The organism is Halodesulfovibrio sp., assembly GCF_015482765.1.
In the GTDB taxonomy this organism is placed as follows: Bacteria; Desulfobacterota; Desulfovibrionia; order Desulfovibrionales; family Desulfovibrionaceae; genus Halodesulfovibrio.
The window spans coordinates 19628-44434 of record NZ_JADMLB010000017.1; the positions used below are offsets into that span (position 1 = coordinate 19628).

At 45.7% G+C, this 24807-nt stretch carries 21 protein-coding genes; 16 read left to right on the top strand and 5 right to left on the bottom strand.

Features of this window, described 5'->3' with window-relative positions; all coding sequences use genetic code 11:
- The first annotated feature begins 9 nt into the window (after positions 1-9).
- On the top strand, positions 10-279 hold the full coding sequence (locus tag QZY95_RS02675; protein WP_290919037.1) for a DUF2325 domain-containing protein: 270 nt from the start codon (positions 10-12) through the stop codon (positions 277-279).
- Positions 280-292: 13 nt separating this feature from the next.
- Positions 293-604, top strand: a complete 312-nt coding sequence (locus QZY95_RS02680) for a tetratricopeptide repeat protein (protein ID WP_290919039.1) — start codon at positions 293-295, stop codon at positions 602-604.
- 246 nt (positions 605-850) lie between these two features.
- Here the strand turns inward: QZY95_RS02680 and QZY95_RS02685 are convergent, their stop codons facing one another.
- On the bottom strand, positions 851-1843 hold the full coding sequence (locus tag QZY95_RS02685) for an NAD(P)H-dependent glycerol-3-phosphate dehydrogenase (protein WP_290919041.1): 993 nt from the start codon (positions 1841-1843) through the stop codon (positions 851-853).
- A gap of 366 nt (positions 1844-2209) precedes the next feature.
- Here QZY95_RS02685 and ahbB point away from each other — a divergent pair, with 366 nt between their 5' ends.
- The 11 genes from ahbB (at position 2210) to QZY95_RS02740 (ending at position 16094) form a co-directional block, all read left to right on the top strand.
- Positions 2210-2689 (top strand): siroheme decarboxylase subunit beta, encoded by a 480-nt coding sequence (gene ahbB, locus QZY95_RS02690; RefSeq protein WP_290919043.1) that lies wholly within the window; start codon positions 2210-2212, stop codon positions 2687-2689.
- Between the two features lie 72 nt (positions 2690-2761).
- Complete coding sequence (gene hemL / locus QZY95_RS02695) at positions 2762-4030, top strand: glutamate-1-semialdehyde 2,1-aminomutase (protein ID WP_290919069.1); 1269 nt, start codon at positions 2762-2764, stop codon at positions 4028-4030.
- Between the two features lie 290 nt (positions 4031-4320).
- Positions 4321-5379 carry a cobalamin biosynthesis protein gene (locus QZY95_RS02700; protein WP_290919071.1) on the top strand — a complete coding sequence of 353 codons (1059 nt, stop codon included), beginning with the start codon at positions 4321-4323 and terminating at the stop codon, positions 5377-5379.
- Positions 5379-6128: a precorrin-3B C(17)-methyltransferase gene (gene cobJ / locus QZY95_RS02705; protein ID WP_290919074.1), complete on the top strand. Its 750-nt coding sequence runs from the start codon at positions 5379-5381 to the stop codon at positions 6126-6128. Before QZY95_RS02700 ends, cobJ begins: the two co-directional genes overlap by 1 nt.
- A 16-nt stretch (positions 6129-6144) precedes the next feature.
- Positions 6145-6561 (top strand): cytochrome c3 family protein, encoded by a 417-nt coding sequence (locus QZY95_RS02710; RefSeq protein ID WP_290919076.1) that lies wholly within the window; start codon positions 6145-6147, stop codon positions 6559-6561.
- Between the two features lie 186 nt (positions 6562-6747).
- Positions 6748-7149: a cytochrome c3 family protein gene (locus tag QZY95_RS02715; protein ID WP_290919079.1), complete on the top strand. Its 402-nt coding sequence runs from the start codon at positions 6748-6750 to the stop codon at positions 7147-7149.
- Between the two features lie 470 nt (positions 7150-7619).
- Positions 7620-11003, top strand: coding sequence for a hypothetical protein (locus QZY95_RS02720; RefSeq protein WP_290919082.1), 3384 nt, complete (start codon positions 7620-7622; stop codon positions 11001-11003).
- Positions 11004-11291: 288 nt separating this feature from the next.
- A complete protein-coding gene (locus QZY95_RS02725; RefSeq protein ID WP_290919083.1) occupies positions 11292-11846 on the top strand; it encodes an acetate uptake transporter in 555 nt (184 codons plus the stop codon).
- 517 nt (positions 11847-12363) lie between these two features.
- On the top strand, positions 12364-13383 hold the full coding sequence (locus tag QZY95_RS02730) for a substrate-binding domain-containing protein (RefSeq protein WP_290919084.1): 1020 nt from the start codon (positions 12364-12366) through the stop codon (positions 13381-13383).
- A gap of 392 nt (positions 13384-13775) precedes the next feature.
- Complete coding sequence (locus QZY95_RS02735; RefSeq protein ID WP_290919085.1) at positions 13776-15398, top strand: BCCT family transporter; 1623 nt, start codon at positions 13776-13778, stop codon at positions 15396-15398.
- A 9-nt stretch (positions 15399-15407) separates the two neighbouring features.
- On the top strand, positions 15408-16094 hold the full coding sequence (locus QZY95_RS02740; RefSeq protein WP_290919086.1) for a serine protease: 687 nt from the start codon (positions 15408-15410) through the stop codon (positions 16092-16094).
- Between the two features lie 244 nt (positions 16095-16338).
- Here QZY95_RS02740 and purE read toward each other — a convergent pair whose 3' ends face one another.
- The 3 genes from purE to QZY95_RS02755 form a co-directional block, all read right to left on the bottom strand.
- Positions 16339-16839 carry a 5-(carboxyamino)imidazole ribonucleotide mutase gene (purE, locus tag QZY95_RS02745; RefSeq protein WP_290919087.1) on the bottom strand — a complete coding sequence of 167 codons (501 nt, stop codon included), beginning with the start codon at positions 16837-16839 and terminating at the stop codon, positions 16339-16341.
- A gap of 21 nt (positions 16840-16860) precedes the next feature.
- Positions 16861-18129, bottom strand: coding sequence for a phosphoribosylamine--glycine ligase (purD, locus tag QZY95_RS02750; protein ID WP_290919088.1), 1269 nt, complete (start codon positions 18127-18129; stop codon positions 16861-16863).
- 182 nt (positions 18130-18311) lie between these two features.
- Positions 18312-19127, bottom strand: coding sequence for a mechanosensitive ion channel domain-containing protein (locus QZY95_RS02755; RefSeq protein WP_290919089.1), 816 nt, complete (start codon positions 19125-19127; stop codon positions 18312-18314).
- Positions 19128-19395: 268 nt separating this feature from the next.
- On the opposite strand from QZY95_RS02755, the gene QZY95_RS02760 reads away from it, so the two are divergent.
- Both QZY95_RS02760 and cls read left to right on the top strand, forming a co-directional pair.
- Positions 19396-19818 carry a universal stress protein gene (locus tag QZY95_RS02760; protein ID WP_290919090.1) on the top strand — a complete coding sequence of 141 codons (423 nt, stop codon included), beginning with the start codon at positions 19396-19398 and terminating at the stop codon, positions 19816-19818.
- Positions 19819-19985: 167 nt separating this feature from the next.
- Entirely contained in the window at positions 19986-21407 is a 1422-nt protein-coding gene (gene cls / locus QZY95_RS02765; protein WP_290919091.1) for a cardiolipin synthase, read from the top strand.
- Between the two features lie 72 nt (positions 21408-21479).
- Here cls and QZY95_RS02770 read toward each other — a convergent pair whose 3' ends face one another.
- Entirely contained in the window at positions 21480-23492 is a 2013-nt protein-coding gene (locus QZY95_RS02770; RefSeq protein ID WP_290919092.1) for a U32 family peptidase, read from the bottom strand.
- 493 nt (positions 23493-23985) lie between these two features.
- Here QZY95_RS02770 and QZY95_RS02775 point away from each other — a divergent pair, with 493 nt between their 5' ends.
- Positions 23986-24804: a dihydroorotate dehydrogenase electron transfer subunit gene (locus tag QZY95_RS02775; RefSeq protein ID WP_290919094.1), complete on the top strand. Its 819-nt coding sequence runs from the start codon at positions 23986-23988 to the stop codon at positions 24802-24804.
- Positions 24805-24807 lie beyond the last annotated feature (3 nt).

A 24807-nucleotide genomic window follows, 5' to 3' on the forward strand; every position in this document is an offset into this window, starting at 1 on the left:
GGAGGCGTTATGTGCGCGACGTTAATTGGTGGAATGGACAGACTTAAGCGTGAGTATATTAACACGGCAAAGAGCCAAGGTGTGAAGTTGAAGGTGTTTACCGGAAAGGAGAACTCCATCGCTGGTAAAATGGGAACTCCGGATATGGTGATCCTGTTTACTAATAAAGTTTCACACGCCGCCCGACGCGAAGTTGTACAATACGCAAAAGCCAAAGATATTCCGGTTCATATGGCTCATTCCTGCGGTATTTCTACATTAAAGCAGGTTTTACGATAAAAGGGGTACTACAATGTGTGCTGCAAGAGAAATTGGTGCGTTAAGTAAAGCTGGTATGGCAGCAATGGCTGAGGGTAACTACATGAATGCTGAGTTTATGATGCATCAGGCTATCCGTAGAGCGGAGCGTCTTGGTGTTGATACCTATACCGCAAAGTTAAAAAACAACTTTGGTATTATCCTCAATTTACAAGGTAAAAAGCAAGAAGCTGCCGGTTATTTTGGTGAAGCACTTACTACTATCAGCAGAACAATTGGTACTGAAAATAAACTGTATCGCGTTATCGAAGCAAACTTGCACGATGCACAGGCTGGACAAGCCTAACCCCTGCACTGAGAAATAAAATTAGCACAACATCTCGATTTTTTTAGACATGATATCTGTCTCAGTGTATAAAATTTACAAAAGGGATTGCCGTAAGGCCATGGATTAACCTTTATCCTCCTCACAGACATATGACATATGGGCAAAGTTCGAAAAGACGGTAGCTGATCAGCTATCGTCTTTTTGTTTGTGATGATGAATGAATAAAAAAGGCTGCCTCTTTTGAAGCAGCCGTTGTTTTGGAAATTATTCTTCTCGTAAGTCTCGTTTCATGAGTTCCCGCCACGCGTCATGTGGGTTTTTCCCGTCATGAATAATGGCATGCATTGTTGCAGTGATGGGCAATTCAACATTAAGGCGTTGTGCCAGACGGTGAACCGCAGTCGTTGTTTTAACCCCTTCAGCTACCTGATGCATCTCATCAAGAATTTGTTCCATTGTTTTTCCCTGACCTAATTTTAAGCCTACCTGTCTGTTTCGGGAAAGATCACCCGTACATGTGAGGACAAGGTCACCCATTCCGGAAAGTCCCATGAATGTTTCCGCTTTGGCTCCCATAGCGACACCTAAACGGGACATTTCTGCCAGCCCTCGGGTAATGAGAGCGGCTCGTGCGTTTGCACCGAAGCGTAAGCCGTCTGACATACCTGCAGCAATCGCAATAACGTTTTTAAATGCACCGCCAAGTTCTACTCCAAGAACATCTGTCGAGGAGTAAGCGCGGAAGTTTTCATTTGAAAACATTTCCCGCAGGTCCTTTCCGCAGTTCTGCTGGCAGCAGCCGAGAACGACTGCTGTGGGCATGCCTCGTACGACTTCTGCAGCAAAGGAAGGCCCAGAGAGCATAGCAAACATAGGTTTTTTATGGTTTAGCTCTTCTGTAACAACTTCTGACACGGTTTTTCCGGTATCAAGCTCCAGCCCTTTGTTAGAACAAATGATGGTAGCGCCTTCTTCAATGAGCGGTTCAAGTTTTTTTAGAGTAGCTCGGAATACCTGACACGGTACGGAGAAAAGAATGTGGCGCGCATTGGTAAGAGCGGTTTGCGCGTTTGTGGTTGCTGTAATGTTCTCATGGAGTGGGACGTTGGGAAGATATCTTGCGTTTTCGCGTGTGCTGTTGATGGACTCAGCCTGTTTTTCATCACGAACAAGTAGTGGTACGTTGTATCCCTTTTCGGCCAGCAGTTGCGCCAGAGCTGTTCCCCAGCTTCCGCCGCCGACTACAGTAACATTCATGTATAGCTCCATAAAGTTCTTATATGTTATGCCCTGTAACTAAATGTATGCGGTTACATTTTTGTTTCAAGCTGCTTCTATCGTATCGTCAGTTGCTATACAAGGCTAGCTTTTCGTCTTTGGCTTTTTCAACATGTTGTCCCAATGTCCATTTACCGACAGAAAAATATGCCAAGCAATACTATTGGGGGGATGTTGGTGCAGAAAAGAAAGGTCTGTTGGCTGCATCAAATTTTTTACGTGAGAATAAGACCATGTTTACAGATAGTTAGAAGGGGCAGGGCGTTGCGTGATTAGCAGTTGCAACGTGCGATGCTAACAGGTATCAACACTTGGTGAAATAAAAAAGGAATGCGAGGACGTACCATGGCGAAAACCGAGTTTACGGAAATCGAAAAAAAGATTTTGCATATTGTGCAAGCCAACCTTCCAGACAGTGCTACTCCTTATGCTGATATTGCTGAGGAAGTAGGAACTGATGAAGAAACTGTTCTGAATCTTTTGCAGCTGATGAAAGATGAAGGAACTATCCGTCGTTTTGGTGCCAGCTTAAAACACCAGAAAGCCGGATTTAATCACAACGCAATGGTTGCGTGGATTGTAAGCGAAGATATTATTGATGAAGTTGGCAAAACTGCTGCCAAACATACGCTTATTTCTCACTGTTACCATCGTCCGACCACGCATCCTGAATGGAAATACAATCTGTTTACTATGATTCATGGTCGTCATGAAGATGAATACATGGAAGTGGTTGAAGAGCTTCGTAGAACAACCGAGCTTGATGAGTTCGCAGTGCTTACTTCACTGAAAGAACTTAAAAAAACATCCATGACATATTTCTAGAATTTGTAGCATGAAGCTGCGTAATGAGCGTGGCTTCAGCTTTTATTTATACTATCCAAGAGGGAGAACCATATGGAACGCTCCAGTGAATTATATGCACGTGCTAAAGAGCTTATGCCGGGTGGCGTAAACAGTCCTATCCGTGCTTGTCTTAGCGTTGAGTGTGAGCCGCTTTTTATTAAAAAAGGTGAAGGCGCAATTCTTACAACTGAAGATGGCAAAGAGTACATCGATTTTGTTGAAGGCTGGGGGCCAATGCTTCTCGGTCATGCACATCCTGATGTGACTAAGGCTATTCAGGATTCTGCCGCTGGCGGTTGCTGCTTCGGTGCTCCATATGCGGGCGAAGTTGAACTGGCTCAGATGATCGTAGATGCTATGCCTGGCGTTGATATGGTTCGCATGGTGAGCTCCGGTACTGAAGCAACCATGACAGCACTCCGTCTTGCTCGCGGCTACACCGGAAGAAATAAGTTTGTTAAATTTATCGGTAACTACCATGGACACGGTGATCCGTTCCTCGCTGCTGCCGGTTCCGGTTTTGCAGACCTTTCTATCCCTGGTACTCCCGGTGTTCCAGCCGGTACTGTTCAGGATACATTGCTTGTTCCTTACAATGATCTCGAAGCAGTTCGTAAGCAGTTTGAAGCAAACGGCGATGAAATTGCGTGTATCATTGTTGAGCCTATGGCAGGCAACATGGGTGTTATCCCGCCTGCTGAAGGCTTCCTGCAGGGACTTCGCGATGTATGTGACCAGTACGGTGCATTACTTATTTTTGATGAAGTTATTACCGGCTTCCGTCTTTCTTACGGCGGCGCGCAGAAGCGTTTCGGCGTAACCCCGGACCTTACTACTCTCGGTAAAATTATCGGTGGCGGTATGCCTGTTGGCGCATACGGCGGTAAGCGTGAAATTATGGATCGTGTTGCACCAACTGGTAACATCTTCCAAGCTGGCACAAACTCCGGTAACCCTGTTGTTATGGCTGCCGGTATTGCAACTTTGAAAGTGCTTCAGAATGCTGATTACGATGCTCTTGAAGCTCGCGTTGCTGCATTTGCAAAAGAACTGCATGCTATTATCGCTTCTAAAGGTGTGGATGTTACATACAACACCATCGCCTCCATGTTTACCATGTTCTTCACCAAAGAACAGGTTACACACTTCGAGCATTCTAAAGCTTGTGATGGAAAAATGTATGCTTCTTTCTACCAGCAGATGCGTGCTCAGGGTATCTACCTTGCATCTCTCGGTCTTGAAGCTGCAATGGTTTCTTTTGCGCATACAGATGAGCATTTTGAGAAGGCTCTTGCTGCTGCCCGCAATGTAAACTTTTAATTTTCAGAACAGGTGATGCGGGCAGAAGAGATGTCTGTTTCACTAAATGTCCAGTTTGACGTTGTTCAGTATCTGGATTTTCTGAAAATTCAAGTGAATAAGCAGGACAAGTCGTTGTGGTTGCTTATTTGAAGAAGAGTAAAGGGTGGAGTGTTTTGTCACTTCACCCTTTTTATATGCACTTTGTGTTTTAAAAGGGTGCTCGTAGGTTCTATCCTTTTTTGATATAAAACCGAGAGTCGGCAGGGGCTGTTTCGTGTGCAGTAATTATTTTACCTATGATGAACACTATGAATTCCATTGCAATATACGCGCTTACGCCTAAAGGCGCAGCGCTTGCCCGAACACTGGCATGTGAAGTCGGAGGAAGCATCTTTTTACCCGAGCGGATGGTTGATGCTGAAGCTGTTCTGGAAGAATCCGGTTTTCAACATTTGCGTGAGTGTGTGGCAGAAACATTTGGTCGATTCACTGCTCATGTGTTTATTACTGCGGCCGGAATTGCCGTCAGGGCTATTGCGCAGCATCTGGTGAGTAAAGATGTTGATCCTGCAGTGGTTGTTCTGGATCAAAACGGTGAGCATGTTATCAGTTTGCTCTCAGGGCATCTTGGCGGAGCGAATAGATTTGCTCAGCAAATAGCGCAGATTGTCGGCGGGGTTGCTGTTATCACTACAGCAACGGATACAGAAAAGTTGCCGTCTGTCGATATGGTTGCTCAAGAGGCCGGCTGTGTTATTCATAATTTGGATGCTGTGAAGTATATTAACGGGGCGTTATTGGCTGGAGAGCAGGTCATTCTTGATGATCCGGCTGATGTTCTCAGTTTGAAGCGCGGTACGTTTGAAAAATATTTTTTACCGGCTGAACTGGTGCCGTTTTCAGAAGAAGAGGCACCGAGTATCGTTGTTTCGTGGCGTAGTGCAGAGTTATTGGAACTGGAAGAGAAGACATTGCTGCTGCACCCTAAAGTGCTAACTGTGGGGGTAGGCGCTAAGCGTGGTGCGTCAAAAGACGCTATTCTTCAGTTGATTCAGGAGACATTTAGTAAGCATGACTTAGCACTTGGCAGTGTTGCCCGTCTTGTTTCTGTTGATGCCAAAAAAGATGAGCAGGGAATAATTCAAGCCGCAAATGTGTTGGGAGTTCCCTTTGAGACATTTTCTGCGGAATTGCTTAACGAGATAGATGTTCCCAATCCTTCCGATGCTCCCAAGAACGCTGTCGGAACAAAAAGTGTTGCTGAAGCAGCTGCATTGCACGGTGCATCATCTCAACAGAATGCTCGACTGGTTGTAGAAAAACAAAAGGGCAATGGCGTGACTTGCGCTGTTGCGTTGGAGATATAATGGGTTGCTCATTGAAAGTTGTCGGACTCGGCCCCGGAGATAGTGCGTTACTGACTCCTCAGGCGCAAAAGGCCATAGCCGACGCAGAGGTTATAGTAGGGTACACCCTGTACGTAGAATTAGTTCCTGATGCGTTGAAAGAAGGTAAAGAGCTTGTTTCAACAGGTATGATGGGTGAAATGGCCCGTTGTGAAAAAGCTATTGAAATTGCATTGAGTGGAAAAGATACAGTGGTAGTCTGTTCCGGAGATCCCGGGATTTATGCTATGTCCGGCTTGATATACGAATTGGCAGAAGAGCATCTTGATACTTTGGAGCTGGAAGTTGTGGCAGGCATTCCTGCGCTTTCAGCGGCTTCTGCGTTGTTAGGTGCTCCGTTGATGCATGATTTTGCCGTTATCAGCCTTTCTGACCTGCTTACTGATTGGGAATTGATTGAAAAACGATTACAAGCCGCTGCTGATGCAGATTTTGTGATTGTTCTTTATAATCCGAAATCAAAACGCAGGGACTGGCAGATTAGCAAAGCACTGGAAATTGTCGGATCTGTCCGCAGTCCAGAGACACCGGTTGGTTTGGTGAAATCTGCCTACAGGAACGAGCAGGAAACTCTCGTATTTTCTTTGAATTCCTTTGACACAGAGCAAGTAGATATGCTCTCTACAATAATAATAGGCAATTCGACGACTCGAATGATAGGTGAAAACATCGTAACTCCCCGTGGTTACCTGAAAAAGTACAGAAAATAATTATTTGGAAAATGTTATGCAACATCGCTACCTGATTCCTTCCGTACCGTTGATCATTTCTCTGTTTTTTGCAGCAATCTGTATTGCTGCGGCTCAAGAAGCGCCGCAGGAACCAGTTGTTATCGGTGCACCTGTTGGAGCAAAGTTGAAAAAGCCTAAGGTGGAATTTTCGCATGACAAGCATGCTGCTTTGCAATGTGATACCTGTCACCACATGCTGAAGCAGAATCCAGATATTTATAGCTGCTCATCTAAGGGCTGCCATGATCTTGGCAACCCGACTTCTTCCAAGGAACGTAAATCTATTCTCTACTTTAGAAATGCCTTCCATGCGAATAGTAAAGTGAGCTGCAACGGCTGCCATAAGGCTCTTAAGAAAGAAGGTAAGCCTGCAGGTCCGACCTCATGTAAGAAGTGCCATACTGTAAAATAACGTTGTATGGTTTGATTGAGCAAACAATACACATTATACACTGTCGCTTTGCTGTCTTTTCCTTATGTTCGGGGAATATTTTGTGATTACTACTGAGTAGGTCGCGTTTGCTTGACAGTGTAATAGAGGTACAATATAGCCTAATGTGAAAATCATAACATGCCTTGTGAAGGAGGTTGTACTGTCATGAAAAGAGTAATGGTACTCGCTATGGCTGCAGTGCTTTGTGTTGCTTTTGCTATGGTTGCTTACGCTGTTGATGCTCCATCCGAACCAGTTAAGATGGAAGCAACTAAGAAACCGGTTATGTTTAACCACGCAACCCACACCGATTACAAATGTGAAGAATGTCACCACCCTGTAAACGGTAAAGAAAATTACCAGAAATGTTCTACTGCCGGCTGTCACTCTGCTGCGAAAGCTGACAAGAAGAAAGCTGGTTCTTACTACAAAATCGTGCATAACAAAAAACCGGGTAAAAAATCCGGTATCGCAACTTGTGTATCTTGCCACAAAGAAGTAGCTGGCAAAGATAAAGCTAAGAAAAAAGCTCTCACTGGTTGTAAAAAATCTAAGTGTCACTCATAGAGTGAGCTTTTGCTAAGAAAGTAAAGACCGCCTGAAAAGGCGGTCTTTTTTTTGTGGAGTGCAGGAATAAACAGTGATATTGGCGGCTATACCTAATGAAACAGATAGCTATACCGATGAGAATTTACTGTGGCAGAGGTGTTGCACAGTTTCTTGTTTAGTATTTTCTTAAAATAAAGAATAAGACCTCATCTTGTTGCACTTTAGTCATATTTTTGAATGGTATTGTCTGTTACGTATCAAGTGTAGAATGCAGCGTAAAAATATCATGGCTATAACGTCGTGCATGAAAACGGCAAATAGTCGCTATATGCAGGTTCATACGTTTTATGCGCCGGTATAGTATCTTGCTTTATGCAGTAATGTATGGTTAATTTCATGAAATAATGTATGTTGTGATCTGTTTATTCACATACATTTCCGTACTAAAATTAGTGTTCAAACTGCCTAACCGAATCTGAAGGTGTGTCATGTCCGATAATGCAAAGAATGGAATTATCGATCTAACAGAAATCGTAGAGATGGGAACCCCGCCTGAACAGGCGTCCGGTTCTAATATCCCTGCAAGCCCAGCTGGCACTGTTGATTTTGAAAGTGAGCTTGAAGATCTTTTTACCACAACAGACTTTTCTGAGTTTTCAGATTCTCCATCTGTTGAAAAAGTACATGATGCTCCTGTTGTTGAAACACAAACAGACACACCATCCAGCGATCCTGCTGTAGAAGATTTTTTGGCAGACATTGCCCCGGAAGCTGCACCTGCACAACAGAGTGTCCAGCAGGAAGCACCTTCCTTTGAGTCTGATCTCGACGCGTTACTTGATTCAGCGGATGAAAAAGACTCTTCCGTAGGTTTTGATGCAGACTTTGAAGACTTATTAAACGAATTTACTGATTCACCTGCTCCGGCTAAGCCGTCTGGTTATCAACCTGACTTTGATGAAGATTTATCGTCCATGTCGTTGAGCGCTGCCGAACCGGAACCTGTTGTAAGTGAGCTGACTCCACAGCCTCAGGCAGTGGCAGAGGAACCGGTTCATGCAACGGAAGCAAATATTGCAGATGTGAATACTGCGGATATTGACGATTTGTTTGCAGATTTAGACATGGAGCTTGGAACCGCAGAAAAGGCTCCGGAGCCGCAGCCTGCTGCCGCCGATGACATTCTTGCTGACTTTGATTTTGAGCCGGCTCCAGAAGCTTCTAAGCCTGCAGCAGCCCCTGCTGCACCACAGGCTGAAGATGATCTTTTTGCAGAGCTTGGAATGGAGTTTGATTTGGGAGAATTGGATTCTCTTTCTGCTCCAGTTGCTAAGGAACAGCCTGCAACGGAAGCAAATATTGCTGACGTGAATGCTTCAGATGTTGATGATTTGTTTGCCGATCTTGATACTGAGTTAGGTGAGGCTCCAAAAGCTCCGGTTGAAGCTGCCCCCGTCACTGCGCCAACTCCAGAGCCACAACGTCCTTCTGCATCTACTCAGGATGTTTCATTGGACGATCCTTTCGATGTGGATGATATTTTAAATGAATTTTCTGATGACTTATCTCAGCCTGCTCCTGCTGCTCCACAAGATGATATAGATCTTTCCGATTTGGACGCGCTTCTGAAGATGGATAATGAGCCTGAACATACTCCTCGTACTGACCTGACTGCTGCCGACGGCACCACTCTTGAGTCTGAAGATGTCGAGATGGATGACATCGGGTTCCTTCTTAGCGAGTTGGATGAAGCAGGGAACGAGCCAGCTTTTACAGAGCCTGAGCCTGTTCAACCGCCTGAAGTCGCTGCGGAAGTAGACCCTGAGGTTGAGGAACTTCCAGTTGAAGAGGTGTTCGAGCCTTCTGCGCCTATAGAAAATCTTACTCCAGAGCCTTCAGCGCCGATTGATGGATCAATGTTTGATGCAGATATTGACGCGCTTCTGGATGACCTTGAAATGGCTTCTGTTGAACCTTCAGCACCGATGTCTTCTGAGCCGGAAGCACCTGCTCAGTCGGAACCTTCTGTAGAAGCAATGGCAGAGCCAGCAAGCACAGTTGAAGATTTCTCTAAGGAATCGAAAGAACCGTTAGCGGATTCTTCTGAAATAGTATCCGAGCCGGCCACACTTTCTGCAGAGCCGCTTGAGCGTCCTGCTGAACAAGAAGCAGTAGATGATCTTGATATCGATGCGCTGCTGGAGTCTGATCCGCTTGATCTTATAGAGGAACCACAGGGAGCAACTTCAGAAGCAGGCGCAGCAGTTGAAGATGATTTGGCAGCTGAGCTGGATGCGTTGTTACAGGACGATGAAGTTTCCCCGTCTGTAGAAGCCAAAGAAGCTTTGGATGAACCATTAGCTTCTGACGCATCAGAGCCTCCATTGGAAGCTTCTAATGAGTTTGAATCAATTCTTGATGAACTGGACTCCCTGCTTGATGAACAGCAGGCGATGGAACCAGTTAGGGATGAGACCTCAGAAGAGTCCGCAGACGAGCTGTTGGCTACGCCGGTAGATGATGTGCTTGAAAATATGCAAGAGATTGAATCCTCTCTTGAAGTGGATGCAGTAGTAGAGCCTGATGTTTCTCCAGAACCAGCATTCGAAGATGTTGAAGCGCTTGCTTCGGAGGATGAGGTTGGTGAACCGGCCACTGAACAGGAGTTGTTAGCTGAGCCTACCTCATTGGAGGAGGATCTTGATTCGACTCTGGATAGAATTTTAGGTGAAGAACCGTTGGCACCGGAAGTAATGGACGGTGTGCCAGCGTCTTTCGAAGAAGAACCTGTTGAGCCGGCAGATTTTACACATGACGATATTGATGCTTTGCTTAGCGAGGCAGAGGATACTGAATTAGCTTCTGATGTGGTAGCTGAAGAGCCGTCAGTTGAGCCGGTTGCAGAAGTACTTGATTCTGATGCGATGCAGGCTGGTTCTGAAGTGATTGAAGAGCCTTTAGTAGATACGCCGGCTTTTGAAGAAAATGTTGCCGATTTTTCACCTGCAACCGATTCCGGAGTAGAGGAGTTGGCTGATGCAGGCTTCCAACCTTCGCCTGAGCAGGATTTTGACGCGGTTGCTGATGAACTTCCAATTGATGAGGCGCCAGTTGCTCCTGAAGCCTTTATGGAGCCTGAAGTGCAGCCGGAAAGCGCACTGGAAAGCCCGATTGAAGATGTGATGTCAGCCATGGAAGATGACATTCCTATGGAAGATATTGCGCAGGAGGCAATGGCTGAATTGGAAGCTATGCCTGAAATTCAACCTGAGGTTGATACGTTTGTTGAACCTGATGCTCCGGTTGAAGTTGAAGCTGTGCAAGAAGGTGATTCTTCTGTTTTGGATATGGAAGACATTAACCAGAACGCAGCTCCAGTGCCGCCGAATGCCAGCATTGAAGATTTAATGCGTGAGTCAGCGGTGTCTGCTCCAGAGTTTTCTGATTCTTCTATGGAAATGTTGGACACCACTCCGGCTGTAGATTCCGCAGTACCGCAAAACGATTCTTTTGATGAGCCGCCGGTTCCGGCAATGACTCCAGAAGAGTTTGCAGAGCTTACAGAGCGTATTTACTATCTTGAGAGCACGCTTCAGAACGTTGTTGCAATGCAGGAATCTTTTACTCCTCAGCCAGCGGCTGTTGAGAAAGAGGTGCTTGTTGAGGCTATTGATGACGCTTTTAATATTGATGGCCCGCTGATGGCTCGTGTTCTTAGTGCGGTAGAAGTTCGTACAGAGACATTAATAGAATCAATGGGAACCCGTATAGAAGGGCAGATTAAGAATTCTATTGAGCAGGCAGCTGCAAAGTCTGCAGCGCAGGTTATTCGCGAAGAACTTCAGGCATTATTAGCTGAAGATTTTTCATAGACACAAAGCTGTAACGCTATTGTAACACAACTGTAACAATTCTTTTTCAGTTACCCCGTATTACTAAAGTAGTGCTGCAACTCACGCGACCCTCACTGGAGGGGTGCGTGAGTGCAGCTTTTTTTTTGGCCATAGTGGTGGAGGTAACAGCTTGGTATTTCTTGGAAAAATTGATGGCTTTACAAATTTGCTGTAATTTCGCTTGAAGTTCCAAGGAATATAGCTTAGCTGTTCGTGCAAACAGCCTTGATTCAGGGCGTACGACTTTTTAGTATCAGGAGTAGGTTGATGCGAGATAATTTAGCGAATCCAGCACCACTCGGTCTTATGGGTTTTGGTATGACCACAGTGTTGTTGAACATTCACAATGCAGGATTTTTCCCGATTTCTTCTATGATCCTTGCGATGGGTATTTTTTACGGTGGTATTGCTCAGGTAATCGCCGGTATTATGGAGTTTAAGAAGGGCAACACCTTCGGAACAACTGCGTTTACTTCTTACGGTCTTTTCTGGCTGTCACTTGTTGCGCTGATCGTTATGCCTAAGCTTGGCTGGGCAGAAGCGACTCCTCATGCGTACATGGGATGTTACCTGGTAATGTGGGGTGTTTTAACTTTCTTCTTGTTCCTCGGAACATTGAAAGGCAATTTCTGCATTAAATTTATTTTCGGTTCGCTGACAGCATTGTTCTTCCTTCTTGCTATCCGCGACTTTACCGGTTCTGCTCTTATTGGCACAATTGCTGGCTATGAGGGTATTGTTTGTGGTCTTTCTGCAATTTACCTTGCTATGGCAGAAGTACTTAACGAAGTATACGACCGTACAGTACTGCCGATTGGCTAGCCTGTCGTAACGGAGCTTGTGCAGCTCCGCCTGCCTGTTAGCTGAATAGGGCGCTCTGTTCAGCTGCCTCATTTCACTGTCAGGACAAAGAGAAATATTCAAGATCGGAAAAGCGATGCTTTTCCGATCTTTTTTTGTCTGCGAAAAAAGTTGATGAGTAATTATTAATTTTTATATGTAACCGTTTTCATTCTTATGAAACGCTGTTTTACGGTATTTAAGGACGCTGTGCTAAGTGTATGTAGGCGTTGCCTAAGCGGCTTTTATCATGGTTCTTCCTCTTATATTAACACCATAGTTGCAAAAGTTTTAAAACCACCATATAAAGCAAAAAATGAAAACGGATTGATTTGTTTGTTGCACTGTTTTCATTGTATTGCACTTTGAGAGTAACAATCCTGTTTTCTTTGTGTTTGTCGTGATGACAAAACGTATGATGCCTCCCCTCAGTCCAAGCGCGCGTTTTGGGGATTAAGCATCCAGTATACAAACCATAACGCGTTTATGACCTATGACTATGAACAAATCTTTCCAGCCGACGATTAGGGATATTGCCCGAGAGGCAAAAGTTTCTATTGCAACAGTTTCCCGCTACCTGAATATGCCGGAAAAGGTTCGCAAAGAAACTGGGGAGCGTATTCAGCGCATCATCGATAAGCACAACTATCGATGCAACTTTGCGGCAAAAGCATTGGCAACTCAGCGTACTAAAACAATCGGGTATATTATTCCGGCAGTGAATAACCAGATTTACAGTGAGTGTGCGCGTGGTGTTCAGGATGAAGCACAGCTTCATGGGTATCAGGTCTTTATTGCGAGTGCGGAGTACAACCGTCAGCGTGAAAAGCAGATGGTAGAGAATTTTCTTGAGCGTCGTGTAGACGGTATTATTTTGACCGTTTCTGACTCCATGGGCGATATCGCACAGAAATTGTATCAGGAAAAAATTCCTGCAGTGAACCTGTTCAACAAGCAGGGGTGTCTGCCGTGTGTGTCCGTGGATAACGTGAAGGCAAGTTATGATGCGACAGAGTATTTGATTAAGCTCGGACATAAGAGCTTTGCAATGCTCGGCGTACCATTCACAGCATCTGACCGTTGCCGTATGCGCTATGAAGGATTCCTGCATTGCTTGCAGGATCATGATATTCCGACTCACCCTCAGAGCTTTGTACAGATTTCTTCCAATACTCTTGATTGCTCTGAAGGGGTTGAAAAGCTTATGAACTCTTCAAACCCGCCGACTGCAATTTTTGCTTCGAACGATCTGGTTGCAATTAATACAATCAGCGCTTTGCGTCGTCTTGGTTTTGAAATTCCGAAGGATGTTTCAGTTATCGGTTTTGATGATATCCCGATGGCCAAACATGTATGGCCGCCGCTGACAACCGTTTTGCAGCCGGGCTATCGTATGGGACGTCAGGCTACTGCTGTACTGCTTGATATCTTGCGTACCGGCAAACACCCTGAAGAAACTATTCCTTCCGTTCAGCATGATCTTATCATCCGAGAGTCTTCCGGTGTGCCACCTCGGTAGACTGTAGTAGTATAGAACATAAAAACGCTCCGCCCTTGAAAGGCTGGAGCGTTTTTTGTTTTTAGAGAGAGTTTTTTATGAGAAGCTCTTAATCTTATTCTTTGTATGGATAGTCCATAGAATCATTATCTTACAGGAAAAATGAGAGGCGACACTGTAAGGCCGTGTATAGTCTATGTTACAGATAGTAAATCGTTTGAATGCTCAATTTGACTAATTACGGTGTTTATTGTATAGCTTATAATACAGCGAGTCATAACTGCGAAACACAATGTACAATTTTTTTATGCACTGTAATTTGTAATGCAGAACGTATATTCTGCATTATTTTTTGTGCGTACTATAGGCTGTATTAGTAAATAGTGCATTGCGCGTAAACAGAAGGAGGAATTTTGAGTTCCACTTCAAACCTCACCAACAGTGATGGGGCGAAATTAAAATTTGATGTACATCCGTATATTTTCTTTATCTCTGCAGGGTTAATTATCTTTCTCGTTGCATTAACTATTTACCTTGGCAAAGACATCAAAGATTTCTTTGGCATCATGCAGACCGCTATTTCAACGTACACAGGGTGGTTCTTTGTTTTAACTATGAACCTTATCCTGATTTGCGGTCTTCTTTTCATGTTCTCCAGATTCGGAGATATCCGGCTTGGCGGTGATGAAGCTGTGCCGGAATTTAGTACACCTGCATGGTTTGCGATGCTTTTCAGTGCAGGCATGGGTATTGGTCTTCTTTTTTACGGCGTGGCCGAACCAATGTTCCATTTCATCTCTTCTCCATTTTCCGATACTCCGGGGTCTCCAGAAGCTGCTCGAAGAGCAATGGATTTGACCTTCCTTCACTGGGGACTGCACCCTTGGAGTGTATACGCCCTTGTGGGGCTTTCACTGGCATTCTTTTCTTTTAACAAAGGCTATCCGCTTACTATCCGTTCTGCTTTTGTTCCGTTGCTCGGAGATAAAGTTAACGGACCGTTAGGGTATGCTATCGATATTTCTGCTACTGTCGCCACACTGTTCGGTGTTGCTACCTCTCTTGGTGTTGGTGTGCAGCAGGTTAATGCCGGTTTATTTCATGTCTTCGGTGTTCCGCAGACAACAAATGTCCAGCTTCTTTTAATTTGTGGTATTACCCTTATCGCTACGTACTCCGTTGTACGTGGGCTGGATGCTGGTATCCGTAAGTTGAGTGAAATCAACATCGCACTTGCTCTTGCATTGATGTTCTTCGTACTGCTTTTAGGTCCTACCTTGTTTATCCTTAATGCTCTTGTGGAAAACATTGGTATTTACCTTCAGAACTTCATGCAGCTTTCCACTTGGAATGAAACCTACGAAAACTCCTCATGGCAGAACGGCTGGACCGTTTTCTATTGGGGTTGGTGGATCGGGTGGTCACCGTTTGTAGGTATGTTTATTGCCCGAATTTCTAAGGGACGCACAATCCGTGAGTTTATCGCAGGTGTGCTTCTTGTTCCTACTCTTGTTACTTTTGTATGGATCACCGTTTTCGGTAACAGTGCACTGTTTATCGATATGTTCGGTGGCGGTGGTATTGCTAAAGCTGTTCAGGAAAACGTTCCTGTTTCCCTGTTCGTATTGCTTGAGCACTTCCCGTTCTCATCTGTAACAAGTGTTCTTGGTATCGTTGTTGTAATTACCTTCTTTGTAACTTCTTCGGACTCCGGTTCATTGGTTATTGATATTATTACAGCAAACGGTAATCAGGATCCGCCAATTCCGCAGCGTGTATTCTGGGCGTTGACTGAAGGTGCTGTAGCTGCCGCGCTTCTATACGGCGGTGGACTCATTGCTTTGCAAACAGCTACTATCGCATCGGGATTACCGTTCGGGGTTATTCTGCTCTTTATGGTCTACAGCCTCTTTAAGGGACTGAAAGATTACTCCGGCCCTCAGCAGTTCTACATTGATCCTGAGAAAAAGCCGAAGAAAATGAGTGTGACCCCGAAAGCATTTCCTGCAAAACGTCGTCGCCATAAAATTCGATAGGAGGACTTTATGTACACTACTTCTGCCGAAAAATTCACTGGTGGCTGCATGATGCTGATGCGTCAGAATGAAGAAGGTGCAGCATTTCTTGGTTCATGTTTTCTTGTACACGAAGAGGGCTATATGCTTACAACAAGCCACCTTTTCGGGGATAACCATGAAGACTTGTGTGTTGTGCCGTACGCTCCTGAGAGTACTGATTTCCAGACTATCAGTCGCGAGCATGTTCGTTCTATTCCGGCTGAGGTGATCAGTGTGGACAAAGAGCGTGATATTGCGTTGCTGGCGCTGGATGTTGAAGCTGATATTGTTATGCCTGACTTCTTGCTTGGTAATGCAGAGGCGTTGCGTCTCGGTGCACCAATGGTAAGTCTCGGATACCCGTTCGGCTTTCAGAACATGCACCATCTTACAGTCGTAAGTTCTGTGGTCAGTTCAAAATTAACATCACCGCTTGGCAACAACCATGTTCTTTTTGATACCCGCGTTCATGCCGGTGATGTTGGCGGCCCGCTTATCAGTATTAATGAAGATCGCATTGTCGGTATTGTTTGCGGACGCTATTGCCCAATGGCAGACGGAAGTGCGATTTCTTCGTACACACGTGAGCAGGCATTGGATACCGACCTGTCATACGCAATTTCAATTGAGTATGGTATTGCGTTGATGGAAGAAGAGGGGCTTGAGGTTATTTAATACCTTTCTGCTGTTTTTCTTGTGTTCAGACATGTCCGTATAAAACGGGTAGAGGTGCAGTGCAAAGCATTGCTCAGTCTGAACGTGTTACTGCTGCTCTGTAGCACAATAAAGAAATGAAAACGCCCGTCAGTGGGAAGCTGACGGGCGTTTTTAATTTAACCGCAGTTGGGGAAGTCTTTTACCGTTTCCGTGCAGTTGCAGCTACATGGAAAAGGTGCAGACCATACTGCCAATCTTTTTGTTAGTTAGCGTAGCGTGCTTCAAGCTCTTCCGCGCTTTTAATAACAGCGGCTTTGCCTTCTTCACGTGCTGCTTTGAGGTTTGCAGCAATGCTGTCGTCCGTAAGGGCGATCATCTGTGCAGCAAGCCATGCAGCGTTTTTAGCACCTGCTTTATCGAGTGCAACTGTTGCTACAGGGTAGCCTGGAGGCATCTGAACAGTTGCAAGCATAGCATCAAGACCGGAAAGGTTAGATGCAGTAACAGGTACACCGATTACTGGTTTAAGAGTACGTGCTGCCACAGCACCGGCAAGGTGTGCAGCCATGCCGGCAGCGCAGATAAATACCTGACAACCGTCTGCTTCCAGAGAGTCCACCAGATGTTCTGTTCGTTCTGGTGTTCTGTGTGCAGAGCTAACGGTGAAGATGTACGAAATCTTAAGTTGATCTAATAGCTGGGTGCATGGGCGCATGGTTTCTTCATCTGAAGCACTGCCCATGAAAATAGCAACTTGAGGCATGTTCTCTGTCTCCTGAGAGTCTTATTTAAACCCTTTAAAGCCAATGTCCTTTCGGAAGTACGCATTATCCATTTTGACAAATTTAAGGGCTTCGTAAGCGCGTTTCTGCGCAGCTGCTAAGTCTGCGCCAAGTGCGGTTACGCAAAGTACTCGCCCGCCATTGGAAACGGTGTGTCCGTTCTCAATGGTTGTTCCTGCCTGAAAAACCTTAACGTCGCCGATTGCTTCCGCTTCAGCCATGCCGGTAATTGCCATACCTTTAGGGTAGGTTCCCGGATAACCGTCTGCAGCAACAACAACACCAAGGGTTGTTTCATCTTTAATTGGGAGTGGAGTTTCGGCAAGTTTTCCCTGAACGCACGCCATCATTACTTCAGCAAGATCGCAGTCCAGACGCATTAATAGCGGCTGACATTCCGGATCACCGAAGCGGACGTTGAATTCGAGAACGTATGGACCGTTTTCAGTCATCATCAATCCTGCGTAGAGGATGCCGATAAACGGTTTGTCTTTTTTGCCGAGGAGATTGATGACCGGCTTCATGACAGATTCAATGATCTCGTCGTAGCGGTCAGCCGGTAAAACTGGTGCCGGACTGTAAGCGCCCATGCCGCCAGTGTTTGGGCCTGTATCACCCTCGAACACTGCTTTGTGATCCTGAGAAGATGGAAGAGGTTTTACTGAATTGCCGTCGCAGAAACAGATAAAGGATGCTTCTTCACCGACAAGACACTCTTCAACAACAACATGTTTCCCAGAGTCGCCAAAGGACTTCTGCACCATGATTTCTTCAAGCGCCTGAATGGCTTCGTCTGTAGACTGAGCAACGATCACGCCTTTACCGGCTGCAAGGCCGTCAGCTTTAACAACGATCGGAGCACCTTTTTCCAGTACAAAGTCACGCGCTTCAGAAAATTCTTCAAATACACCGAACGCAGCAGTGGGTACACCGGCTTCCTGCATAATCTTTTTTGCAAACGCTTTGGAGCCTTCAAGCTGGGCTGCAAATGCATTTGGACCGAAGCAGGGAATCCCTTCCAGATCGAGCGCATCTTTGATTCCAAGAACCAAAGGAAGTTCTGGGCCCGGAACAACGAGATCAATAGCCTTTTCTTTGGCGAAAGCCACCAGTGCGGGCAGGTCATCTGCTTTAATCGGCACGTTCGTACCTTCGAGCGCTGTACCACCATTACCCGGGGCGATGAAGATTTCTTCAACTTTTGCACTCTGACGAAGTTTCCAAGCGAGGGCGTGTTCACGTCCACCGGAACCCACGATAAGAATCCGCACGTCTGGCCTCCTAATAGGGAATGTGTTGTCATTCCTGTTTATGGTGCTTGTGATGCGCACCATTGAAAATTCTTGATGTGCGCCTGATACAGCTTTTTGGCGTTTGGTTCAAGATAGTTGCATTTTTTGTCTCGTACCGTCTCAACGTGCAAAAGTTCATAAACAATCATGTGTTGTGGTGACTAAGGATTGTCCAAGTGTACGTCCATTTGTGGAAATGGGATGGATATTCCCTGTGTTGTCAGGGCGTTTTTACTTTCTTCAAGCAATTCAAATTTGGTTGAAAGATATTTGGCTGAGGGTACCCATGCCCGCACTGTTAAGTTGATGCTGCTGTCTGCAAGCGCTTCAACTGCTACAAGCGGTTCAGGTGAATCCAGCACTGCGGAATGGTCTTTAACGAGCTTGGCCAATGTCTTTTTAGCCAACTTGATGTCGGCTTCGTAATCAATACCAATTGAGAGATCGATTCGTCGTGTGTCGTTGGCGCTGTAGTTGACGATGACACTGTTCATAACCAGCCTGTTTGGGATGAAGACTTTTTTGTTGTCAGTTGTATTGAGAACGGTGCTGAAGAGATTCGTAATCTCAATTGTTCCTGATGCGCCTGCAACTTCTACAAAGTCTCCCTGTGTAAACGGGCGGAAGAAAACGAGCAGCATGCCTGACGAAAAGTTTGAAAGATTGTCTTTAACCGCAAGACCGATAGCCAATGCAGCTGCACCGAAGATGGCTATCAAGGATGTGATGTTTATTCCGATGCGTGATGCCGCAATGAGTATGACTGCAATGATGATGGCATAGCGGACAATTGTTGTTAAAAATCCTGCCTGCAAAGGGTCTATTTTGTATCTATCTAACGAAGCGCGTGTCAGGCGTGAAAAGTAGCGGGCAAACCAGAAGCCGACAATGAGGATGACGAGAGCGTATAAAATGTTTTTTCCGCCATCAACGACCCAGACGGAGACCATGGAACTCATAGTTTGAAGGTCTATCATTTTTACCTCGCAGTTTACTCGTTTTTATCTTTTTTTTCGTGAAAGTAATACAAAATGTAGCATGTTTGTACGAAAGTAAGAAGTATTTGAACAGGAAGTAATCCATGTTCAGCAGTTGATACTGTATTGAAAAATCTTCTTGAACCTGCTAATTTTAATGCTGTATTATAAGGAATATCTACGTGCGTCGTAATTTAGGATAATAGATTATAGTATGTTTTAGTTACTAAAGCGCACCCTAAGACAATAAGCATGCGGAGGCTTACTCATGTTTTTCAAAAAGATTCTTGTTCCTGTAGATGGCTCTAAACATGCATTGCTTGCAAAGCGCAGAGCTCTTGCTATTGCAGAAAGCATGGATGCTGAAATTGTGTTGGTTCATGTTCTTGATCGTATTCCGGCAATCATTGGCGGCAGTGCTCGTGAAGAGCTTCGTGATGAAATGAAAGTAGAAGCACAGAAAGTGTTTGATGAGTACATTCCTGGTTTGGAAGCAAAGAATGTTGCATTCAAAACCCGTATTGAGTCCGGTCGTCCGTTTGATGCTATTTGCACCGCAGCACAGGAAGAAGGCTGTGACCTTATTTGTATCGGTTCCCGCGGTTTGAGTGAAGTTGAAGGTATGCTGCTCGGCAGTGTTTCTTCTGCAATCCTCTCCCACTGCCAGATTCCGGTACTGGTAGTTCGATAGTTTCTTGTATGTAAAACGCGGGATGTGTACATTCCGCGTTTTTTATATTCTGTTCTTTATACATAATAAAACTTGCAAATAGTTACTGCTCCGCCGTATTGATAAGAAACTGTCATTTCTGTTCTCATATCCAACCGTATAGCAGTTTTGATTTTGATGGAGCGCCTATGTCTCCTTATGTTTTATTATTCAATTTCTTCTTCATCCTGTCCCTGTTAGGAGCCGGACATGCGCTGTTGACACAAAAACAGCCGAGCTCCGCAATCGTCTGGGTAACTATCTGTCTCTCTTTACCTCTGGTGGGTGTCCTTGCCTATGTTCTTTTTGGCGTTAACCGCGTCAGAAGAAGTGCGACACGTCTTCGTGAAGAGTTTGAGCAGCAGAATGCAATGGGGCACCTTAAGCCTCCTGATCATCGTGCACATACTTGTCTGTTACGGGAATTGCCAGACGAGTTGAAGATGCTTGAGAAAATCGGGCGTGCGCTGACCGGTACATTTCCTTTAAAAGGAAATAGCATTCATCCTCTCTTCAATGGAAGAGAAGCGTATCCGGCAATGCTGGATGCGATAAAGAACGCCAAGGAATCCGTGTATCTTTCTACGTTCATGCTGGATAAGGATCCGGTGGGAAAGAAGTTTGTGGCGACTTTGATTGATGCGCACAAGCGCGGGGTTCGAGTTGCCGTTCTTATCGATGGATTCGGTATGTTTCTTTCGTGGTGTACTGTTGTACGTACGTTGCGTAAGCACGGCGTGCCTTCTACAATATTTCTTCCTTTGAGCCTCTTCCCTCCACAGATACGCTTGAACCTTCGAAATCACAGAAAGTTACTTGTTGTGGACGGAAAAATAGGTTTTACGGGCGGTATGAATATCGGCGGAACTCGTAATTCCAAAGGCCACAGGCGTCTTTCTGATATGCACTACAGGCTGACAGGCCCGATAGTTTCTCAACTTCAGCAAATATTCATGGAAGACTGGGCGTATGCTCATGGACAGGCGCATCAACCGCTTCCTGCTCCTATGGATCATACCGGGAATATTCTCGCACGAGTGATTAAGGACGGACCGGATAATCCGGATAACCCGCTTCATACTTCACTTCTTGCAACCATAAGTGCTGCAAAGCATTCCGTGCGAATCATAACACCCTATTTTTTGCCCTCAGCAGAGCTTATAAGCGCGCTTTCTATTGCAGCCTTGCGTGGAGTGGCGGTGAAAATTATTTTGCCTGTCAGGTCAAATTGGCCGTTTGTTCACTGGGCAAGCCGAAATTATTTTAAAGACCTGCTGGAAGCCGGTGTACGAATTTTTTATCAGCCATTGCCGTTTTGTCATACAAAACTGTTCATTGTGGATGATTGTTACGTGCAATTCGGTTCAGCGAATATGGACCCGCGCAGTCTGCGCTTGAATTTTGAATTAAATGTTGAAGTGCTTGATATGGAGTTGGCGGGACGGTTGATTAAGCATGTAGATACAACCGTATTGCAATCGCAGGAAGTAACACACCGTGAAATGGTCTCCAGGCCGTTACCTGTCAGGATCAGAGACGCCTTCTTTTGGCTTTTCTCTCCGTATCTTTAAAATATTGGAAGTAGATAAAAGAAAAGGGCTGTTCCACATGGAACAGCCCTTTTTTATAACTATTGAGTAGGATTAGAGTAACGTTAAATCCCAGTTGAACGGGGACGTACGTTTTGCTTCTGGAACGGCAGAAGGCGGTCTTTCCATAAGCTTTACAAACATTGTGTAGCCTGCCTGTAACAGCTGCTGTTTGTTCTTTTCAATGTCCATAGGCCAGCCCGGGTAAATCCAAGAGTTCTGCCCATAGCGGCGAAGCCAGAAGCACTCACCTTTAGGAGAGTAGAACGGCTCATTCGGTTTCACACCTTCAAGTGGGAAGCGTGAGATACCCATTGGCCAGTAACCGTAAAGAACAAGGCCAAGCGGCAGACAGCTCTGTTTTGGAAGCTCCATGATATCCTCCTGAGAAAGTTCAGGGGAAATGATAGCGCCTTTGAAGCCCATTTTCTTCAATGCCGCAATTGCAGCAGGGTTTGAAGGGTTGCAGAACGGGCCTGCAATCAGATCAATATTGCGTGCTCCTTCAAAGAAGGCAGCCTGCCATGGAGAACCGAGAACAAAGTGGCGTGCACCCTGACGGAGTGCCTGCTTGATCATGGAACGCCATTTATTTTCTTCATTCGGCCAGATCACAGGTGGCAGCCACCATGACATGCGTCCGAAGAGAGTTCGTCCGACAGTTTTTAATGAACGCTGGCTGAGCCAGATGCCGTTTGCAGTATCGGTAAACTTACCAGCTTTGCCCTGCTTGCCATGTGGAAGATGGTCGCGGAGCAAGATGGTCATGGAACGAGGACGCTTGCCCATAGCCGGATAGGCAAGAGAAGCATCAATTGACTGGCTTTTTTTGCCTTTGCAACGGGAAAGCTTTCCTTCCCATTCGCGAAGAAGCTTAGTCAGCTCGTGTTCACGGCGGTCAATAAGGAAAACAGGTGTGCCGCTTTTCGGGCGTTTACCGGCAGGAGCGCGCAGCACAAATGTACCGTTTTTCGGCACAGGATGCGGAACTCGATCAGTAAAGTGCCACTGTTCGTCTTCGTAACCGATTCGCAGAAAGTCTGATTTTAACAGCTCAAAACGAGGTTTGAAGAAGTACTTAGGATAGGTGCGTTCACCTTTTTTCGCTTTCTTTGGTGGCTCAACTGTAATTTTACCAACGAGACGACCTGAACTTGTCTGTTCTCCCGGATCAACAGGGGAACGGCGTTTCTGCGGCAGGAATGTGCTGTGAGTAGAAGGACGTCCCAGAGCCTGTTCAAGGATCTGTTCTGCCTGCTTGCGTGCCTGCGGGTCGTTCGGGTTATCACGGAGAAGTTTGTACGCTGTTGTTACGTAGTAAACGTAATGAGGGCCTTTTTTACGGCCTTCAATTTTCCATGATTTTAAATTTTCAATAGGAAGCAATGTCTTTGCAAGAACATCCAGAGATAAGTCCTGACAAGAGAAGAAGCGACCTTTACGTGCTTTCTGCTGATATACACGGCGGCATGGCTGAACACAGCGACCACGGAGACCAGATTTGCCTCCCATGTAGCTTGACCAGTAGCAACGACCGGAAACACAGTAGCAAAGAGCACCGTGAACGAACATTTCCAGAGACATGTCTTCAGGGCAGGCATCACTGCACTGACGAACCTCATCAATATCAAGTTCTCGCGGAAGAATGATGCGATCAACACCCATGTCCTGCGCAACTTTAAATGCGGCAGGGTGTGTAACGTTCGCCAGAGTAGAAAGATGGAGTTCGCCTTTAAAGCCAACCTGTTTTGCGACTTCAACCATGCCTAAATCCTGCATGATGAGTGCATCCGGCCCTACGTCCCGCTGAAGTCTGCCAATGAGACGTGCAGCGGAATCAGGATCACCCGGCTTAACAAGTGTGTTCATTGCCACGTAGACTTTACGGTCTTCTTTGTGGGCAAGCTCCACCATTTTTGAAAGTTCGGTAGAGGAAAAGTTATCTGCCGCCATACGGGCAGAAAAGTGTTTCAAGCCTAGGTATACCGCGTCTGCACCGGCTGCAATTGCAGCGAGAAACGCGTTTTTATCACCGGCAGGTGCCAAGATTTCAGGTTTATTTTGCATAATATATATCTCTTATGATCCCGCCGTCCCTAGATGGTTCAACCAATTGCCGTGCAATGAGTTGAAAAAAAATTTGCTGGCGGAAATAATTTTCTTCGTAGTCTGCGATGTAGCTCATAACCATTGAATTACCCGTTGGCAACAGTAATACACGTACTGGAGAAAACTCTTTTGCAGAAGTTTACGTAACTGTCGGTGTCAAAGCGGCAGTGTGTGGTTTGAAGTTCTTTTCTACTGTGGTTGTATGCTTAATAAATGTATGAATAAGTTTCAGTGGTTACGGTTTCTGTGATACGTTCTTGCGCGATGGGGGATTTTGTCCGCGAAGGTGCAGACAGCAAATGCTTCTTACCCCCAAAGTATTGATTGCGACTGGAGCGGAAAGAACGTACACGTAAACAGCCCGCGTTCGGGTAATACTTTACTATCAGGATTTGCACGCTTTGGGCAGGAAAACAAAGCCTGAAGAAATTGCAATAAGGTTACAGGAATTATGCATCAGGAACAATGCACTACACTTACAGTCCTTGATAATGTTCCCTTTGGAACAGTATCCGGCGAAAGTTTATTTTTCGCCCTGCGCATTGAGCGCCCGGAATGGGCAGATTGGCAGCCAGGCCAGTTTGTGATGCTTCGCCCGGAAGGGTGGGCGCTTGATATGATGTGGGCGCGTCCCTTTTCTATTTGTCGTGTGAGTAAACGCGACCTCGTAATTTTCTTTCAGGTTGTGGGGCGCGGAACAAAGCGTCTTGCAGAACTGAAAACAGGCGATAAAGTTGTGGTATGGGGACCTCTTGGTACTCCGTTTGCTGTCGAGGATAAAACTCCGACACTGCTTCTTGCCGGCGGAATCGGTATTGCACCGCTTGTAGCCTACGCGCAGAAGCACCCGCAGCCATGGAACCTGCATATGGAGTTCGGGCATAGAATGCCTTTGAACTGCTATCCGTTTGAATCTATCAATGAGCGTATTACAGCAGCAAGCCACCTTGAACGTGGCCCTGATGACTTGGCGCATTTCCTTGATCTGATTGAAACAAGCATTAAAGAATATGCTGAAAGCGACGGCCTTGTATTGGCTTGCGGCCCTACCCCGTTCTTACGTGCGGTACAGGCTTTTGCAGCTAAACATGGTGCCCGTTGTCAGCTTTCCTTGGAAAATCGTATGGCATGCGGCGTTGGCGCATGTTTAGGGTGTGTAACCAAAACTACAGACAAAATGACTGCCAAAGGTGTAGCAGCCGGTCGTGCTCAGGCTTGTGAGCATGGTCCTGTTTTCTGGGCGGATCAAATTGTTCTTGATGAAGACTAGGAG

What these genes read in the sequence shown, in the direction of transcription:
- cls (WP_290919091.1), top strand. Translation starts at nt 19,986, where the DNA reads ATGTCTCCTTATGTTTTATTATTCAATTTCTTCTTCATCCTGTCCCTG.
- hemL (WP_290919069.1), top strand. Translation starts at nt 2,762, where the DNA reads ATGGAACGCTCCAGTGAATTATATGCACGTGCTAAAGAGCTTATGCCG.
- QZY95_RS02775 (WP_290919094.1), top strand. Translation starts at nt 23,986, where the DNA reads ATGCATCAGGAACAATGCACTACACTTACAGTCCTTGATAATGTTCCC.
- purE (WP_290919087.1), bottom strand. Translation starts at nt 16,839, where the DNA reads ATGCCTCAAGTTGCTATTTTCATGGGCAGTGCTTCAGATGAAGAAACC.
- cobJ (WP_290919074.1), top strand. Translation starts at nt 5,379, where the DNA reads ATGGGTTGCTCATTGAAAGTTGTCGGACTCGGCCCCGGAGATAGTGCG.
- QZY95_RS02720 (WP_290919082.1), top strand. Translation starts at nt 7,620, where the DNA reads ATGTCCGATAATGCAAAGAATGGAATTATCGATCTAACAGAAATCGTA.
- QZY95_RS02770 (WP_290919092.1), bottom strand. Translation starts at nt 23,492, where the DNA reads ATGCAAAATAAACCTGAAATCTTGGCACCTGCCGGTGATAAAAACGCG.
- QZY95_RS02680 (WP_290919039.1), top strand. Translation starts at nt 293, where the DNA reads ATGTGTGCTGCAAGAGAAATTGGTGCGTTAAGTAAAGCTGGTATGGCA.
- QZY95_RS02740 (WP_290919086.1), top strand. Translation starts at nt 15,408, where the DNA reads ATGTACACTACTTCTGCCGAAAAATTCACTGGTGGCTGCATGATGCTG.
- QZY95_RS02760 (WP_290919090.1), top strand. Translation starts at nt 19,396, where the DNA reads ATGTTTTTCAAAAAGATTCTTGTTCCTGTAGATGGCTCTAAACATGCA.
- QZY95_RS02700 (WP_290919071.1), top strand. Translation starts at nt 4,321, where the DNA reads ATGAATTCCATTGCAATATACGCGCTTACGCCTAAAGGCGCAGCGCTT.
- QZY95_RS02715 (WP_290919079.1), top strand. Translation starts at nt 6,748, where the DNA reads ATGAAAAGAGTAATGGTACTCGCTATGGCTGCAGTGCTTTGTGTTGCT.
- QZY95_RS02675 (WP_290919037.1), top strand. Translation starts at nt 10, where the DNA reads ATGTGCGCGACGTTAATTGGTGGAATGGACAGACTTAAGCGTGAGTAT.
- QZY95_RS02730 (WP_290919084.1), top strand. Translation starts at nt 12,364, where the DNA reads ATGAACAAATCTTTCCAGCCGACGATTAGGGATATTGCCCGAGAGGCA.
- QZY95_RS02710 (WP_290919076.1), top strand. Translation starts at nt 6,145, where the DNA reads ATGCAACATCGCTACCTGATTCCTTCCGTACCGTTGATCATTTCTCTG.
- QZY95_RS02685 (WP_290919041.1), bottom strand. Translation starts at nt 1,843, where the DNA reads ATGAATGTTACTGTAGTCGGCGGCGGAAGCTGGGGAACAGCTCTGGCG.
- ahbB (WP_290919043.1), top strand. Translation starts at nt 2,210, where the DNA reads ATGGCGAAAACCGAGTTTACGGAAATCGAAAAAAAGATTTTGCATATT.
- QZY95_RS02755 (WP_290919089.1), bottom strand. Translation starts at nt 19,127, where the DNA reads ATGATAGACCTTCAAACTATGAGTTCCATGGTCTCCGTCTGGGTCGTT.
- QZY95_RS02725 (WP_290919083.1), top strand. Translation starts at nt 11,292, where the DNA reads ATGCGAGATAATTTAGCGAATCCAGCACCACTCGGTCTTATGGGTTTT.